The sequence below is a fragment of the Tardiphaga sp. OK246 genome (assembly GCF_900188215.1).
GTDB classification, from domain to species: domain Bacteria; phylum Pseudomonadota; class Alphaproteobacteria; order Rhizobiales; family Xanthobacteraceae; genus Tardiphaga; species Tardiphaga robiniae.
The window spans coordinates 63,973-76,683 of sequence record NZ_FZOX01000010.1 but is presented as its reverse complement, the minus strand read 5'-3'; the positions used below and the strand labels follow the sequence as shown (position 1 = coordinate 76,683).

12 protein-coding genes are annotated in these 12,711 nt (G+C 61.8%); 7 read left to right on the top strand and 5 right to left on the bottom strand.

Annotation, left to right across the window (positions count from 1 at the left end; genetic code table 11):
- Positions 1–40: 40 nt before the first annotated feature.
- Entirely contained in the window at positions 41–1,225 is a 1,185-nt protein-coding gene (locus tag CHC01_RS30045) for an ABC transporter substrate-binding protein (protein WP_439084196.1), read from the top strand.
- A gap of 83 nt (positions 1,226–1,308) precedes the next feature.
- Positions 1,309–2,826, top strand: coding sequence for an acyl-CoA synthetase (locus tag CHC01_RS30040; RefSeq protein WP_089268009.1), 1,518 nt, complete (start codon positions 1,309–1,311; stop codon positions 2,824–2,826).
- An 82-nt stretch (positions 2,827–2,908) separates the two neighbouring features.
- Here CHC01_RS30040 and CHC01_RS30035 read toward each other — a convergent pair whose 3' ends face one another.
- The 3 genes from CHC01_RS30035 to CHC01_RS30025 all read right to left on the bottom strand — a co-directional run bounded on the left by CHC01_RS30035 (position 2,909) and on the right by CHC01_RS30025 (position 6,850).
- Complete coding sequence (locus tag CHC01_RS30035) at positions 2,909–4,402, bottom strand: aldehyde dehydrogenase family protein (protein ID WP_089268008.1); 1,494 nt, start codon at positions 4,400–4,402, stop codon at positions 2,909–2,911.
- Between the two features lie 152 nt (positions 4,403–4,554).
- Entirely contained in the window at positions 4,555–5,268 is a 714-nt protein-coding gene (locus tag CHC01_RS30030; RefSeq protein WP_089268007.1) for a glutamine amidotransferase, read from the bottom strand.
- Between the two features lie 97 nt (positions 5,269–5,365).
- Complete coding sequence (locus tag CHC01_RS30025; RefSeq protein ID WP_089268006.1) at positions 5,366–6,850, bottom strand: aldehyde dehydrogenase family protein; 1,485 nt, start codon at positions 6,848–6,850, stop codon at positions 5,366–5,368.
- 129 nt (positions 6,851–6,979) lie between these two features.
- Here CHC01_RS30025 and CHC01_RS30020 point away from each other — a divergent pair, with 129 nt between their 5' ends.
- The 3 genes from CHC01_RS30020 (at position 6,980) to CHC01_RS30010 (ending at position 10,016) form a co-directional block, all read left to right on the top strand.
- Positions 6,980–8,056: a substrate-binding domain-containing protein gene (locus CHC01_RS30020; protein ID WP_089268005.1), complete on the top strand. Its 1,077-nt coding sequence runs from the start codon at positions 6,980–6,982 to the stop codon at positions 8,054–8,056.
- Between the two features lie 107 nt (positions 8,057–8,163).
- Positions 8,164–9,015 carry an SDR family NAD(P)-dependent oxidoreductase gene (locus CHC01_RS30015; protein ID WP_089268004.1) on the top strand — a complete coding sequence of 284 codons (852 nt, stop codon included), beginning with the start codon at positions 8,164–8,166 and terminating at the stop codon, positions 9,013–9,015.
- Positions 9,016–9,035: 20 nt separating this feature from the next.
- Positions 9,036–10,016: an aldo/keto reductase gene (locus tag CHC01_RS30010; RefSeq protein WP_089268003.1), complete on the top strand. Its 981-nt coding sequence runs from the start codon at positions 9,036–9,038 to the stop codon at positions 10,014–10,016.
- 144 nt (positions 10,017–10,160) lie between these two features.
- Here CHC01_RS30010 and CHC01_RS30005 read toward each other — a convergent pair whose 3' ends face one another.
- Positions 10,161–11,663, bottom strand: coding sequence for an aldehyde dehydrogenase (locus tag CHC01_RS30005; protein WP_176454752.1), 1,503 nt, complete (start codon positions 11,661–11,663; stop codon positions 10,161–10,163).
- 300 nt (positions 11,664–11,963) lie between these two features.
- On the opposite strand from CHC01_RS30005, the gene CHC01_RS30000 reads away from it, so the two are divergent.
- Complete coding sequence (locus tag CHC01_RS30000) at positions 11,964–12,143, top strand: hypothetical protein (protein ID WP_089268001.1); 180 nt, start codon at positions 11,964–11,966, stop codon at positions 12,141–12,143.
- Positions 12,144–12,254: 111 nt separating this feature from the next.
- Positions 12,255–12,491 (top strand): hypothetical protein, encoded by a 237-nt coding sequence (locus CHC01_RS29995; protein WP_089268000.1) that lies wholly within the window; start codon positions 12,255–12,257, stop codon positions 12,489–12,491.
- 9 nt (positions 12,492–12,500) lie between these two features.
- Here the strand turns inward: CHC01_RS29995 and CHC01_RS33365 are convergent, their stop codons facing one another.
- Positions 12,501–12,629, bottom strand: a complete 129-nt coding sequence (locus CHC01_RS33365; protein WP_283805469.1) for a hypothetical protein — start codon at positions 12,627–12,629, stop codon at positions 12,501–12,503.
- Between the last annotated feature and the right edge of the window lie 82 nt (positions 12,630–12,711).

Genomic DNA, 12,711 nt, shown 5'->3' with positions numbered 1-12,711 from the left:
ATAAAAATATAACGGGGAGAAGACAATCATGACATCAGTCATGCTGAGGACGCTTGGGCTGTTCGCTTTTGCCGTCTGCGTGAATGCGCCGACGCAAGCTGCGGCCAACAGCAAGGAAGAGATCAAGATCGGGCAGACGCTTCCCTATAGCGGGCCGCTCTCGGGCTTCGGCGTGATCGGCCGCGCGCAGGAAGCCTATTTTGCCAAGCTCAACGCCGAAGGCGGCATTAACGGGCGCAAGATCAAGTTCATCAGTCTCGATGACGCCTATTCGCCGCCGAAGACCGTGGAGCAGACCCGCAAACTGGTGGAGCAGGATGAGGTTCTGATGATGTTCGGGACGCTCGGCACCGCGACCAACAACGCGGTGCATCGCTATTTGAACAGCAAGAAAATTCCGCAGCTGTTCGTGCTATCAGGCGCGACCAAATGGGCGGATCCGAAAGGTTTTCCGTGGACCATGCCGGGCATGGCCGCCTATGAATCGGAAGGCGTTGTCTACGCCAAGCACGTGTTGAAGACCAAGCCGGGTGCCAAGATCGCCATTCTCGCGCAGAACGACGATCTCGGCAAAGACTATGTGGCTGGCTTTAAACGTGCGCTGGGCGACAAGGCCGCCAGTATGATCGTATCCGAGGCGACCTATGAGACCAGTGCGCCGACGATCTCGTCGCAGCTTGCGGCGCTCAAATCGTCCGGCGCGAATGTGCTGTTTGGCGCGGTGGTCGGCAAATTCTCGTCGCAGATGATCAAGGGCGCTGCGGAAATCGGCTGGAAGCCGGACCTGATGTTCGTCCCCACGTCCGCTTCGTCGATCACCTTTCTGGAGCCGGCAGGTCTGGACAACGCCACCGGCCTGATCACGTCGAGTTATCAGAAAGACATCAATGACGCGTCATGGGCCAACGACGAGGACGTGAAGGCCTATTTCGCTTTCATGAAAGAGAGCCTGCCGTCAGCCGATCCGCGCAACACCAATTATGCGACCGGCTTCCTGAATGCGCATCTCATCACGCATATCCTGAAAGCGTGCGGCGATGACGTCAGCCGGGAGAATATCCTGCGTCAGGCGACGTCGATGAAGAACGTCAAGCTGCCGCTGTTGCTGTCGGGCGTCACGGTCAATACCGACAAGGATGACTATCTTTCGTTCCAGCAACTGCGGCTGCGCCGTTTCAACGGCAAGAACTGGGAAGGCTTTGGCGAATTGCTCGACGACCAGTGAGCATCTGTACCATCACATCGACAGAACAAGGATCGAAGCCAGCGATGGCTTCGATCGATTCAAGAACAATATAAGGGCGGACAATGATTATCAGCGGCGACCGGGCGATCAGCTATCCGGACATCATGCAGCGCATTGCCAAGGTGGCGACCGGGTTCAAGAGCCTCGGCGCAGGCGCCGATGCGCCGGTCGGCATGATGCTGCGCAACGATTTCGCGCTGTTCGAGACGGCGTTCGGCGCAGGTGCGCTCGGCGCGCGTGTGGTCCCGATCAACTGGCACCTTAAAGGTGAGGAGGTCAGCTACATCCTCGCCGACAGCGGTGCGAAACTGCTGGTCTGCCACGCTGATCTTTTGCCGCAGATCAAAGATAATTTGCCCGCGGGATTTCCGATCCTGATCGTCCGCACGCCGCCGGAGATCGCAGTCGCCTATGGTGTTGCCGAAGCTGCGACCGAGGTGCCTGCAGGCGCCACGGACTTCGATGTCTGGCGCGAGTTGCATGCGCCGATGGAGAACGTTCCCAAGCGCGCGCTGACCATGTTCTACACGTCGGGCACCACGGGCCGTCCCAAGGGCGTGACCCGCGCGGCCATGACGCCGGAACAGGCTGCGGCATCCGAGCGCGTCGGCGGCATCGCCTATGGGCTGAAGCCGAACGAGGATCAGATCATCCTGATGAACGGGCCGATGTATCACTCGGCGCCAAGCTCCTACGGGCTGATGGCATTCCGTCATGGCAGCACGATCGTGCTCGAACCGCGTTTCGATCCCGAGGATCTGCTGCAGCTCACCGAGAAGCACCGCATCACCAACATGCATATGGTGCCGACTATGTTCGTGCGGCTGCTGCGTCTGCCGGACGAGGTGAAGTCGCGCTACGACCTGTCGTCGCTGCGCTTCATCATCCATGGCGCAGCGCCGTGCCCGATCCATGTCAAGCAGGCGATGATTGCGTGGTGGGGACCGGTGATCAACGAATATCTCGGTTCCACCGAAACCGGGGTACCGATCTGGCATTCATCGGAGGAGGCGCTGAGGAAGCCGGGCACCGTCGGTCGCACCATCGAGGGGGGCGTGGTCAAGATCTTCGATGCGGACGGCAAGGAATGTCCGGTCAATGTGCCCGGTGAAATCTTCATGCGGCAGACCTCGGTGCCGGATTTCGACTATCAGGGCCGCCCCGACGCACGGGCCGAAGCCGGCCGCGAGGGCCTGATCAGCGTCGGTGACGTCGGCTATCTCGACGGGGACGGCTATCTCTTCATGTGTGATCGCAAGCGCGACATGGTCATCTCCGGCGGCGTCAACATCTATCCCGCCGAGATCGAGAACACGCTGATCGGCATGGACGGCGTGCGGGACTGCGCGGTGTTCGGCGTGCCCGACGACGAATTCGGCGAACGACTGGTGGGCTGCGTCGAACTCGAAGATGATACGCAACTCTCCTCGTCCGAGATCCAAGCCTATCTCAAGCAGCGGCTTGCCAACTTCAAGGTGCCGAAGGAAATCCACTTCCACACGGCGCTGCCGCGCGAGTCGACCGGCAAGATCTTCAAGCGCAAGCTGCGCGATCGATACGGTGCCGCGCCGGCTGCTTAATCGCCAATGTTCGTCGCAAGGGCTCCTTGCAATGACGGCGGCTCGTTGCTCGGCGCCTTTTCTCTTTCGAGGACAGCGGCGATCAGGTGTTGATCCAGACCGCCTTGATGTTCAGATATTCGTCGACGTGGTGGACGCCGGACTCGCGTCCGTAGCCACTCATCTTGTAGCCGCCAAACGGCACGGCAGGATCCATCGCCTGATAGCAATTGATCCAGACCGAGCCGGCCTGCAGGGACTTCGCGAGGCGATGCGCCTTGCTGACATCCCTGGTCCAGACGCCGCTGCCGAGGCCGAAGGTGGTGTTGTTGGCGCGCTGCACCAGTTCGTCCATGTCGGTGAAGGAGATCGCCGAAATCACCGGCCCGAAGATCTCTTCCTGCGCGATCTTCATGCTGTCCTGGACGTTGGCGAACACGGTCGGCTGCACGAAGAAGCCCTTCGACAGTTCGCCGTCCATCAGGCGGCCACCGCCGGACAGCGCCTTGGCGCCTTCGCCGCTTCCGGTGGTGAGATAGCCGGTGACGCGGTCGAGCTGTTCCTTGGAGACCAATGGCCCGAGCTGGGTGTCGGGGTTGGCACCATTACCGACCTTCAGCTTCTTGGCGAATTCGGCGACGCGGCCAACGAATTCGTCATAGATCTTCTTTTCGACGAACAAACGCGTACCGGCGCTGCAGATCTGGCCTGAATTCGCGAACACCGCCATGGCAGCACCAGGAACAGCGGCATCGAGGTCGGCATCCGAGAACACGATGTTCGGCGACTTGCCGCCGAGCTCGAGCGACACGCGCTTGAGGTTGCCGGCCGAGGCGCGGATGATCGACTGGCCGGTGAAGTGGGAGCCGGTGAAGGCGACCTTGTTGACGTCCATATGCGAGGCCAGCGCGGCGCCGGCGGTTTCGCCATAGCCCGGCACGACGTTGATGACGCCAGCCGGGAAGCCGGCTTCCAAGGCCAGCTCTCCGAGGCGTAGCGAGGTCAGCGGGGCTTCTTCCGCCGGCTTCAGCACAATGGTGCAGCCGGTGGCGATGGCAGGGCCGATCTTCCAGATGCTGGCTGACAGCGGCGAGTTCCACGGAATGATCGCGCCGACGACGCCGACGGGCTCCTTCAGCGTGTAGGAGAAGATCTCGCCCGGCAGCGAGTTCTCGATGGTCTCGCCGTAGATCAGCGTGGCCTGGCCGGCATAGAAGCGCAGCATGCCGAGGATGCGCTGCTTGCCAGCGAAAGTGCGCATGACAGGCGCGCCCATATCGAGTGTATCGAGCATCGCGAGTTCATCGAAATGCTTCTCGACAAGCTCGGCGAATTTCAGCAGCAGCGCCTGGCGCTCGTAGGGCTTGGCCTTGCTCCATGGGCCTTCGAAGGCGCGGCGGGCGGCGGCGACCGCAAGGTCGATATCCCCAGCATCGCCTTCGGCGACGGTGGCGAGCAGTTCGCCGGTGGCCGGATTATGCGTCTCGAACTTCTTGCCGGATTGGGCGTCCTGCCATTTGCCGTCGATCAGCATCTGCTTGTAGGAGCCGTTCGCGTAAGGGTGCGCGGTGGCAGAGATTGGCTGCATCAAGCCCATAATGTGATCCTCCCGGACGTTTGTTTGAAGTGCCGTTGTAGCGCGCGGAATATATCGTTTTCGCGAAACGGGTAAAGGCGGGGAACCCGACTCGACTTGCATGGGAGGTCTTCGCGACCAATTCATGATCGTGAATTTACGTCTGGAATCGTTCAGCTGATCTCGTGGATCCAGCGCGTGAAAATGCGATCGGCCTGGGCTGGCAGTCGGTTGGCGACGGCAGCGGTGCTTGAACGCAGTTGCGCGATGGGAATGCCGGCGGCGGCCAGTTCGACCGCGTGACCGACATACCATTCCTCGAGCTGCCGTGGATCGGCTTCGAGATGGAACTGCAGCGCCAGTGCATGGCGACCATAGGCAAAGGCCTGATTGTCATAGGCATCGTTCGAGGCCAGACGGATGGCACCCTCCGGCAGATCGAAGGTGTCGCCATGCCAATGCAGAACGCTGGCGCCATCCTCTGCCAGCGGCGCGAGGCATGAGGCTGCGCCCTGCTTGGTCGGGGATACCTGGCCCCAGCCGATCTCCTTGATGCCGCCGGCATAAACGCGGGCGCCGAGCGCGCGGGCCATCAATTGTGCGCCAAGGCAGATGCCGAGCGTAGGGCGTCCCTGCGCGAGGCGCCGTTCCAGCAGGGCGATCTCACGTGTCAGGAACGGGTAGGCGTCGGCCTCATAGACGCCGATGGGTCCGCCGAGGACGACGAGCAGATCGGCATCTTCGATGGAGCGGTGGGAGACATCATCGATGGCGGCATCGCAGAACGAGACGTCCCATCCCTCACGATCCAGTACCGACGAGAGCAGGCCCAGGTCCTCGAAAGCGACATGACGCAGGGCGACGGCAGAACGCCGGTGACGGTTCATGAAGGAGAGCTCACGCGCAATTGACCGGCAATCGTTATATCCATAAGAATATAACGATCAACAACCATTTGCGCGACGTACGGATGCGCTGGGTGCCTCAGACGTTGAGATTCATCCAGACGGCCTTCGGCTCGGTAAAGTTCTCAAGCGCCGCATCGCCGTGTTCGCGGCCGAAGCCGGAATCGCGCGAGCCGCCCCAGGGGAGCCGGACATCCGTATAGCCATAGGTGTTGATCCACACGGTGCCGGCTTTCACCTGTTTGGCGAAGCGCTGCACGCGGCCGATATCCGAGCTCCAGACACCGGCGGCGAGGCTGTATTTGGTGCCATTGGCCTTGCTGATGGCATCGGCCTCGTCGAAGAACCTGATGATGCTGACGACCGGGCCGAAGATCTCCTCCTGCGAGACGCGCATCTCGTGGTCGACATTGCCGAACACTGTGGGGGCGACGAAATAGCCGCGGTCGCCGATCCGGGTGCCGCCGGTCGTCACAGTCGCGCCTTCCTTGGTGCCGATATCGACATATTCCAGCACCCGCTTCATCTGCAATTCGGAGACGATAGGTCCCATTGTCGTACCGGACAGCGCGGGATCGCCGACGCGGATGGCCTTGGCGCGGGTCGTCATGCGCTCCACGACCTCGTCATAGACCGACGCATGCGCGAGAATGCGCGAACCGGCCGAGCAGACCTGGCCGGAATTGAAGAAGATGCCGGAAGCGGCGGCCTTGGCGGCGGAATCCAGATCGGCGTCGTCGAAGATCACATTGGCCGATTTGCCGCCGAGTTCGAGCGTGACGCGTTTCAGATTGCCGGCGGCGCCGGCGAGGATTTCGCGGCCGACGGTCGGCGATCCCGTGAAGGTGATCTTGTCAATGTCGGGGTGATCGACCATGGCACGGCCGGCGGTCTTGCCAAATCCCGGCACGATATTCAGCGTGCCGGGCGGCAGGCCGGCGTCCAGTGCCAGTTCGCCAATCCGCAGTGCCGAAAGCGGCGTGATCTCGGCCGGCTTCAGCACGACGGTGCAGCCACAGGCCAGCGCCGGTGCGATCTTCCACATCCCGATCATCAGCGGGAAATTCCATGGCACGATGGCGCCGACGACGCCGATCGGCTCACGCACCGTATAGGTCAGTGCGTCATGGCGCGCCGGGATCACCTGTCCGTTGATCTTGTCGGCCCAGCCCGCATAGTAGCGCAGCGTGTCGATGGCGGCAGGCAGGTCCTGGCGCTGCACGGCGGCGAGCGGCTTGCCGGTGTCGAGACTTTCCAGCGCGATCAGTTCCTGCGCGTGATCTTCCAGCAGTTGTGCAAAGCGCTGCAGGACAAGACCGCGATCGGCCGCGCGCATGCGGCCCCACGGACCCTCAAGCGCCTTGCGCGCCGCGCGGACGGCGCGGTCGATGTCGCTGGCATCGGCTTCGGCGACGACGGCGATGATCTCGCCCGTCGCGGGATTGAGGACATCGAAATATCGGCCGGACAACGGCTCGACCTGCTGGCCGTCGATGAGGAGACGTTTGCGCGTCAGTTTCGACGATGCAGAAATGGCAAGATCAGCATGTGAGATCTCTGGCATGGTGTATACCTCCCGATGTTTCGACGATCGGATCAGGAGGGGCATCGACAGTAAATATGAGAACGTGAGTCACGGCGCGGCGGCACATATGCAATCGTGAACATAGGTGGCAGGGCGATAGGAAGCACGATGCGCATCGATATCGAAACTATCTGGCGATTCTGCAAGCCGGGTTCGCGGCAGCCGACATCAGTGATGCTCGGCTTTCTCAAGGACATCAACGAGACCGGCAAGCTGACGCTCGCGGCCAGCCGCAACCAGCTGTCCTACCGCCATGCGTGGAGCCTGGTGAATGACTGGTCGGCCTTCTTCGGCGTGCCGGTGGTCGAGCGCAGCAAGGGCAAGGGCACCAAGCTGACGGCGTTCGGCGAGAAATTGGTCTGGGCCGGCGAGCGGCTGGAAGCGCGGCTCGGACCGCAGCTCGACAATCTGGCGCAGGAACTGGCGACCGAACTCAAGGAGCTGCTGCCCAATCATCCCGCGGTCATCCGCGTTCATGCCAGTCACGGTTTTGCCGTGTCGAAACTGCGCGAGATGCTGAACACCACGGCGGGCACGGGTATCGATCTGCGCTATGTCAGCAACCAGACCTCGCTGGTGTCGCTGGCGCATAACACCTGCGATCTCGCCGGCGTGCATCTGCCGCGCGGCGAACTGCGCAAGCGCAGCGTCAATGCCTGCAAGGAGTGGGTCGACAACCGCGTCCATCGCGTTGTCGGTTTCGCGACCCGCGAAATGGGGCTGATGGTGAAGCCGGGCAATCCGCTGCGCATCACCTCCATGGAAGCGCTGATCAATCCTGCGATCCGCTTCGTCAATCGCGATCAGGATTCCGGCACGGGATTGCTGTTCGATCAGCTGCTTCGTCAACACAAGATCGATCCCGAGCAGATCAACGGTTATCAGCAGGTGGAGTTCACCCATGCGGCCGTCGCCGCTTATGTCGCCAGCGACATGGCCGACGTCGCCTTCGGCGTCGAGGCTGCGGCGCGGCAATTCGGGCTGGATTTCGTGCGGCTGCTGACCGAGGACTATTATTTCGTGTGCCGCGAGACGCTGCTCGATCAGGCCCCGATGCAGCACATTCTCGCGGTGCTGCGCGGCGCCGAGTTCCGTGACGCATTGGTGAAGCTGCCGGGCTATGCCGCGTCCGATACCGGCGCGATCAAGACCGTGAACGAGGTGTTTCACGGGAAGAAGTCATAGCCATGCGCGAACGGACGCCTGTCCATGCGTTAGCGCTGTTGTGAGATGCCAAGGCGCGCGTTGATGCTATACGCATTTGCGCAAACCTCCCAGTTCTGGAGAACATCATGTCCCATCCCGCTCTGTCCGCAGGCTCTGTTGCCGTCATTACTGGCGGTGCGTCAGGCATCGGCTTGGCCGCAGCGACGGCCTTTGCGCGACTGGGAATGCACATCTGCATCGTGGATCTTGGCGAGGATCGTTTGGCTGAGGCGGCTGGCAAGATCGCCGGTGTGGGGCGCGGCGGGCGTGACGATGTGATGACGGCCGCTGTCGATGTCAGTGACGTCGGCGCGATGACCAGACTCACGGCCGATGTGCAGGCCCGCTTCGGCGGCTGCGATGTGCTGATGAACAATGCCGGCATTCAGGTGCCGACCTCGGCGCTCGGTCCGCGCGAGAATTGGGAGCGGCTGCTCGGCGTCAATCTGTGGGGCATCGTCAATGGTTGTCAGGCCTTCGCTGCGGACATGATCGCGCGCAAGCGGCCGGGCCTGATCATCAATACGGGCTCCAAGCAGGGCATCACAACGCCGCCCGGCAATCCCGCCTACAATGTCTCCAAGGCCGGCGTGAAAGCCTATACCGAAGCGCTGGCGCACGAGCTGCGCAACACCGAGGGATGTCAGGTCTCCGCACATCTGCTGATCCCCGGCTTTGTCTTCACGCCGCTCGCAGCTGGCGGGCGCAGCGAGAAGCCGGATGCAGCGTGGACAGCCGAGCAGACCGTGGACTTCATGATGCAACGGCTCGAAGCCAGCGACTTCTATATTCTCTGCCCAGACAACGATGTGCCGCGCGCGCTCGACGAACGCCGCATGTTGTGGGCCATCGGCGACGTCGTGGAAAATCGACCGGCGCTGTCGCGCTGGCATCCCGGCTATGCCGACGCCTTTGCGGACTTCGTCAAACGCAAATAAAACAACAAAGGAGAAACGCCGTGGACTATGTCAAATTTGGAAATACAGGCCTGGATGTCTCACGTCTGTGTCTGGGGTGCATGACCTATGGCGTCTCCGATCGCGGCGCGCATGCATGGACGCTGGACGAGGACAAGAGCCGGCCGCTGATCAAGCATGCTATTGAGCTCGGCATCAATTTCTTCGACACGGCGAATGTCTATTCGGATGGCACCTCGGAAGAGATCGTCGGTCGCGCGCTGAAGGACTTCACGCGCCGTGACGATGTGGTGCTGGCGACCAAGGTCTTCAACCGGATGCGGCCGGGACCGAACGGGGCAGGCCTGTCGCGCAAGGCGATCATGACCGAGGTCGATCACAGCCTGCGCCGGCTCGGCACCGATTATATCGATCTCTACCAGATCCATCGCCTCGACAAGAACACGCCCATCGAGGAGACGCTTGAAGCGCTGCACGACGTCGTGAAAGCCGGCAAGGTCCGCTATATCGGCGCGTCCAGCATGTATGCATGGCAATTCTCCAAGGCGCTCTATACCTCGCGGCTGAACGGCTGGACCGAATTTGTCAGCATGCAGAACCATGTCAATCTGCTGAACCGCGAGGAAGAGCGCGAGATGCTGCCGCTCTGCGCCGACCAGAAGATCGCGGTCATGCCGTGGAGCCCGCTGGCGCGCGGGCGCCTGACGCGGGCCTGGGACGAGACCAGCGCGCGTCAAAATACCGATGAATTCGGCAAGACGCTCTATGTGCAGTCCGAGGAGTCCGATCGCAAGATCGTCGAGCAGGTTGCTGCCGTCGCCAAGGCGCGCGGCGTTCCGCAGGCACAGGTCGCGATGGCCTGGCTGCTGCAGAAAAAAGGCATCACGTCACCGATCATCGGTGCATCGAAGCCGGCGCATCTGACGGATGCGGTGGCGGCGCTGTCGTTGAAGCTGACGAGTGAGGAGATCGCCTCGCTCGAAGCGCCGTATGTGCCGCATGCGGTGGCGGGGTTTGGTTAGCGCCCATTCACTGTCCTCATGGTGAGGAGCGCGCCGCTTGGCGCGCGTCTCGAACCATGAGTGTGTCGTGCATCCGTCGAGACGCGCGCGAAGTGCGCGCTCGTCAGGATGAGGACGGAGTGTTCGACTGAAACGACGTTCGTCTCAGCTGTACCGCTTCTCCTGACCATCGTCCGCATACCAGTCGAACGGTTCGTCCGAGAGATTGACGATCACGTTCTGGATCTGGGTGTATTCCTCATAGGCGACAATGCCGTTCTCGCGGCCGATGCCGCTCATCTTGAAGCCGCCCCAGGGCGAGCAGGGATCGATGCGGTGGTGGTCGTTGATCCAGACGATGCCGCTCTCCAGCCGATGCGCAACGCGGTGCGCGCGGGTGACGTCGCGGGTCCAGATCGAGGTGGCCAACCCGAACTCGGTGCCGTTGGACAGCGCGATGGCTTTCTCTTCGGTGTCGAACGGGATCACGACGACGACCGGCCCGAAGATCTCTTCCTGCGCAATGCGCATGCTGCCGGTCACGTTCGTGAAGATCGTCGGCTGATGATAATAGCCGTTCTCGAAGGCCTTACCGTCAGGACGCTTGCCGCCGGCGGCGAGCGTCGCACCTTCCTCGAGTCCGATCTTGACGTAGCGTTCGGTCAGCTCGCGCTGCTTCGCCGAGACCAGCGGGCCCATCTGCGTCGCCATGTCCTGCGGATCGCCGATCCGGATCGCATTGGTGCGCTTCACCAGTTCGGCGACGACGGCGTCATGCACGGAGCGTTGCACCAGCAGTCGCGCACCCTGGACGCAGGTCTGACCGGTTGCGATGAACGAGGCGAACAGGGCCGCCGCGATGCCGCGCTCGATCGGCGTATCGTCGAACAGGATGACCGCGGCCTTGCCGCCAAGCTCGGCTGCGACCTTGGTGAGGTTGGCGCCAGCCATGGACGCCACCATCTTGCCGGTCTCGGTGCCACCGGTGAGGTCGATCTTCTTGATGCGCTTGCTGGTGGTCAGCGCCTTGCCGGCGGTGGCACCGTAGCCGGGGACGACATTGTAGACGCCGTCGGGCACGCCGGCTTCCTTGAAGATATCGCCGAGCAGCAGCGGCGTGATCGGCGCCAATTCGCTCGGCTTCACCACCATCGTATTGCCGGCCGCCATCGACGGCGCGATCTTCTTGGTGAGGATCAGGAGCGGATGATTCCATGGCGTCACATGGCCGACGACGCCGAGCGGGACACGGCGGGTATAATTCAGGAAGTTGCCGCCGAACGGCGGCACGGTGTCCTCATGAGTGCGCGCCAGAGCGCCGAAATAGCGAAACCATTCCGGCAGCCGGCCGAGCTGGGCGGTCATTTCGCGGCGGGCGCGGCCGATCTGATCGACCTCGATGGTCACCAGTTCGGGGAGCTTTTTGGCCAGAAGTTCGCCAGCCCGGTGCATGATGTCGCCGCGGACCGCGCCCGGTGTCGCCGCCCAGATTTTGCCGGCGCGTTCGGCGGCGTCGATGGCCAGATCGATATCCTTTTCGTCCCCCTCGGCGACATCGGCCAGATGGCTGCAGTCCTTCGGGTTCTCGATCTTGATGGTGCGGCCGGTCGAGGCTGGCTGAAACCGGCCATTGATATAAAGCCCGAACGGGCGACCATCGTTCATCATTGGCATGTCCTTGAATTTGCATCGTGATCGGCCTGACGGCGGTAGCCGGTTCGGCGGACTATGACTAATCAGAAACAAGTGATTTTGCGATCAACGCGCGGTTGCAGCGCGGCGATTGAAACGGGTCGCCTAAACCGATTGCAGAAAGTCGCTTGTGGATTCTTTGAACCCGGAAAGGCGCTCTTAACCGGTATTCATGCACGTTGGCGATGACGCCAACGACTCCGGTATCGTTTAATATTGATGCAACGCTCAGCCGATTATTGAAGGCAACCGAAAGCGCGGCAGGAGATTTTTTCAATGACCAAGTTAGACGCGGAAGTCGACGATCTCATCGCCGCCTGCCACGGCGACACCCGCGGTACCGTGGCAGCACTCATTCTCGTCAATCAGCAACTCGAGACCGAACTGGCCGAGCTGCGTGCGCAGATGGCCGCACGGCCGTTCGATGAGCAGATGGCGCACGCCGTTCTGCACTGATTGGTGACTTGATGCAGCGCAAGTGCGCCACAAGATTCGCGGTGTATAAATTCAATCTCGGCTGGGATTCGGAGCGCCCTTTTGGCGTAATCGGAATTCCGGGATGGAGGTTTGAATGCCCAGACAATTTGGATTGAAGGCGACATCGATTGCAGCGTCGACGCCCGCGACGGCGTGCAAAACGACGCTTGGCCTGATCGGATGGATGTTTGCGCCGAAGAACCGCGTGTCGCGTGGCGCCGCAGCGGTGAGGCGCTCATCGGCATATACGGCGTTGCCCTATGCGCCAGCAAGCTGGCGCGGCTCCCGGGGCCGGCGATCGGTCTCGGTCAACTGAAATCCGTGTGACGTCGCGCGCTAGCGTGTCGAGCGTTTGTCCGGCGTGGCTCGTTCCTTAATTGGCGGCTCTTCCAGAAATTTGTTGGTCGGGGATGGGTCGTCCGTCAGCCAGTCCACGAAGTGGACGGCATTCTCGATCCAGTCCATCAATCTCGTCCAGGCGCGTGTCAGGGCATGTGGCATACCGATTAGTCGCAGATAGCGCGGCTCGGGTTCAGTGGAGCAGCAA

Coding starts and splice junctions, on each gene's coding strand:
- CHC01_RS30040 (WP_089268009.1), top strand. CDS start 1,309: ATGATTATCAGCGGCGACCGGGCGATCAGCTATCCGGACATCATGCAG.
- CHC01_RS30045 (WP_439084196.1), top strand. CDS start 41: ATGCTGAGGACGCTTGGGCTGTTCGCTTTTGCCGTCTGCGTGAATGCG.
- CHC01_RS30025 (WP_089268006.1), bottom strand. CDS start 6,850: ATGCCAGAGATCTCACATGCTGATCTTGCCATTTCTGCATCGTCGAAA.
- CHC01_RS30015 (WP_089268004.1), top strand. CDS start 8,164: ATGTCCCATCCCGCTCTGTCCGCAGGCTCTGTTGCCGTCATTACTGGC.
- CHC01_RS30035 (WP_089268008.1), bottom strand. CDS start 4,402: ATGGGCTTGATGCAGCCAATCTCTGCCACCGCGCACCCTTACGCGAAC.
- CHC01_RS33365 (WP_283805469.1), bottom strand. CDS start 12,629: ATGGACTGGATCGAGAATGCCGTCCACTTCGTGGACTGGCTGACGGAC.
- CHC01_RS30030 (WP_089268007.1), bottom strand. CDS start 5,268: ATGAACCGTCACCGGCGTTCTGCCGTCGCCCTGCGTCATGTCGCTTTC.
- CHC01_RS30000 (WP_089268001.1), top strand. CDS start 11,964: ATGACCAAGTTAGACGCGGAAGTCGACGATCTCATCGCCGCCTGCCAC.
- CHC01_RS30020 (WP_089268005.1), top strand. CDS start 6,980: ATGCGCATCGATATCGAAACTATCTGGCGATTCTGCAAGCCGGGTTCG.
- CHC01_RS30005 (WP_176454752.1), bottom strand. CDS start 11,663: ATGATGAACGATGGTCGCCCGTTCGGGCTTTATATCAATGGCCGGTTT.